This is a genomic window from Halomonas sp. A29, assembly GCF_046723295.1.
Classification (GTDB): Bacteria; Pseudomonadota; Gammaproteobacteria; order Pseudomonadales; family Halomonadaceae; genus Halomonas.
The window spans coordinates 1-3,153 of sequence record NZ_JAXQPR010000026.1; the positions used below are offsets into that span (position 1 = coordinate 1).

1 rRNA gene is annotated in these 3,153 nt (G+C 55.0%); it reads left to right on the top strand.

Annotation, left to right across the window (positions count from 1 at the left end):
* Window positions 1–205: 205 nt before the first annotated feature.
* Window positions 206–3,095: ribosomal RNA gene (locus tag SPH52_RS22395) — 23S ribosomal RNA — on the top strand.
* The last annotated feature ends 58 nt before the right edge of the window (window positions 3,096–3,153 follow it).

Below are 3,153 nucleotides of genomic sequence, written 5' to 3' on the forward strand. Positions count from 1 at the left end.
CCCACAGTCTACCCTGATCGGATCTGCAGTCATAAGCCATCGTCGCGCCGTGCGATGTCGGGTTTATGACTGTCGATTGACAGTCTGCTCTTTAACAATGTGAATCATGCTGACAATTTCTCCGCAAGGAGAAATGCAAGATACGTCTCAAGCGTATCCGGCAATTGTCGTACGTAATCGCGGACCAGACCCTTTCGGGTTATATGGTCAAGCGATTAAGCGCATACGGTGGATGCCTTGGCAGCCAGAGGCGATGAAGGACGTTGTAGCCTGCGATAAGGCTCGGTGAGGTGGCAAACAACCTGTGACCCGGGCATTTCCGAATGGGGAAACCCACCCAGCACAAGCTGGGTATCCCACACTGAATCCATAGGTGTTGGGAGGCGAACCGGGGGAACTGAAACATCTAAGTACCCCGAGGAAAAGAAATCAACCGAGATTCCCCTAGTAGCGGCGAGCGAACGGGGACTAGCCCTTAAGCGACACAACCGATAGGCGAACAGGCTGGGAAGCCTGACCATAGCGGGTGATAGTCCCGTAGCCGAAATCCGAGTGTCGTGAAAACGAGTAGGTCGGGGCACGTGAAACCTTGACTGAACATGGGGGGACCATCCTCCAAGGCTAAATACTCCTGGCTGACCGATAGTGAACCAGTACCGTGAGGGAAAGGCGAAAAGAACCCCGGCGAGGGGAGTGAAATAGATCCTGAAACCGTATGCGTACAAGCAGTGGGAGCAGACTTGTTCTGTGACCGCGTACCTTTTGTATAATGGGTCAGCGACTTATTTTCAGTGGCGAGCTTAACCGAATAGGGGAGGCGTAGCGAAAGCGAGTCTTAACTGGGCGACCAGTCGCTGGAAATAGACCCGAAACCGGGCGATCTATCCATGAGCAGGTTGAAGGTTGAGTAACATCAACTGGAGGACCGAACCAGGATCTGTTGAAAAAGATTTGGATGACTTGTGGATCGGAGTGAAAGGCTAATCAAGCCCGGAGATAGCTGGTTCTCCTCGAAAGCTATTTAGGTAGCGCCTCACGTATCACCACCGGGGGTAGAGCACTGTTTCGGCTAGGGGGTCATCCCGACTTACCAACCCGAGGCAAACTCCGAATACCGGTGAGTGCCAGCGTGGGAGACACACGGCGGGTGCTAACGTCCGTCGTGAAAAGGGAAACAACCCAGACCGTCAGCTAAGGTCCCGAAATCCTGGTTAAGTGGGAAACGATGTGGGAAGGCTCAGACAGCTAGGAGGTTGGCTTAGAAGCAGCCATCCTTTAAAGAAAGCGTAATAGCTCACTAGTCGAGTCGGCCTGCGCGGAAGATGTAACGGGGCTAAACCAGGTACCGAAGCTACGGGCTTGTCGAATGACAAGCGGTAGAGGAGCGTCGTGTAAGCCGATGAAGGTGGATTGAGAAGTCTGCTGGAGGTATCACGAGTGCGAATGCTGACATGAGTAACGACAAGGGGAGTGAAAAACTCCCCCGCCGGAAGACCAAGGGTTTCTGTTCGACGCTAATCGGAGCAGAGTGAGTCGGCCCCTAAGGCGAGGCCGAAAGGCGTAGTCGATGGGAAACGGGTCAATATTCCCGTACCTCACATGGTTGCGATGGGGGGACGAAGAAGGCTAGGTGGGCCAGGCGTTGGTTGTCCTGGTGAAAGCTTGTAGGCTGGGGGTTCAGGCAAATCCGGATCCCTAAGGCCGAGAAGCGAGACGAAGGCACTACGGTGCTGAAGTCATCGATGCCACGCTTCCAGGAAAAGCCTCTAAGCTTCAGATCATGTGGGACCGTACCCCAAACCGACACAGGTGGTCAGGTAGAGAATACCAAGGCGCTTGAGAGAACTCGGGTGAAGGAACTAGGCAAAATGGTGCCGTAACTTCGGGAGAAGGCACGCCGGCGTAGTGTGAAGGGCCTCGCGCCTGGAGCATGAACCGGTCGAAGATACCAGGTGGCTGCAACTGTTTATTAAAAACACAGCACTCTGCAAACGCGTAAGCGGACGTATAGGGTGTGACGCCTGCCCGGTGCCGGAAGGTTAAGTGATGGTGTTAGCCCTCGGGCGAAGCTCTTGATCGAAGCCCCGGTAAACGGCGGCCGTAACTATAACGGTCCTAAGGTAGCGAAATTCCTTGTCGGGTAAGTTCCGACCTGCACGAATGGCGTAATGATGGCCACGCTGTCTCCACCCGAGACTCAGTGAAATTGAAATCGCAGTGAAGATGCTGTGTACCCGCGGCTAGACGGAAAGACCCCGTGAACCTTTACTATAGCTTCACACTGGACGCTGATGTTGCTTGTGTAGGATAGCTGGGAGGCTAGGAACCCCGGACGCCAGTTCGGGCGGAGCCAACCTTGAAATACCAGCCTGGCATCATTGGCGTTCTAACTCAGGTCCGTGATCCGGATCGAGGACAGTGTGTGGTGGGTAGTTTGACTGGGGCGGTCTCCTCCCAAAGAGTAACGGAGGAGCACGAAGGTACCCTCAGCACGGTCGGAAATCGTGCATTGAGTGCAAGAGCATAAGGGTGCTTGACTGCGAGACAGACACGTCGAGCAGGTACGAAAGTAGGTTCTAGTGATCCGGTGGTTCTGTATGGAAGGGCCATCGCTCAACGGATAAAAGGTACTCCGGGGATAACAGGCTGATACCGCCCAAGAGTTCACATCGACGGCGGTGTTTGGCACCTCGATGTCGGCTCATCACATCCTGGGGCTGAAGTCGGTCCCAAGGGTATGGCTGTTCGCCATTTAAAGTGGTACGCGAGCTGGGTTTAGAACGTCGTGAGACAGTTCGGTCCCTATCTGCCGTGGGCGTTGGATGTTTGAGAAGAGCTGCTCCTAGTACGAGAGGACCGGAGTGGACGCACCTCTGGTGTTCCGGTTGTCACGCCAGTGGCATTGCCGGGTAGCTATGTGCGGACGGGATAACCGCTGAAAGCATCTAAGCGGGAAGCCCCCTTCAAGATGAGACATCCCTGAGGCCTTGAGCCTCCTGAAGGGCCCAGCGAGACCAGCTGGTTGATAGGCCGGGTGTGGAAGCGCTGCAAGGCGTTGAGCTAACCGGTACTAATTGCCCGTGAGGCTTGACCATATAACCCCAAGGGGTCTGCGCATTGCGCACACGATTGCCGGATACGCCCGGGCGACAC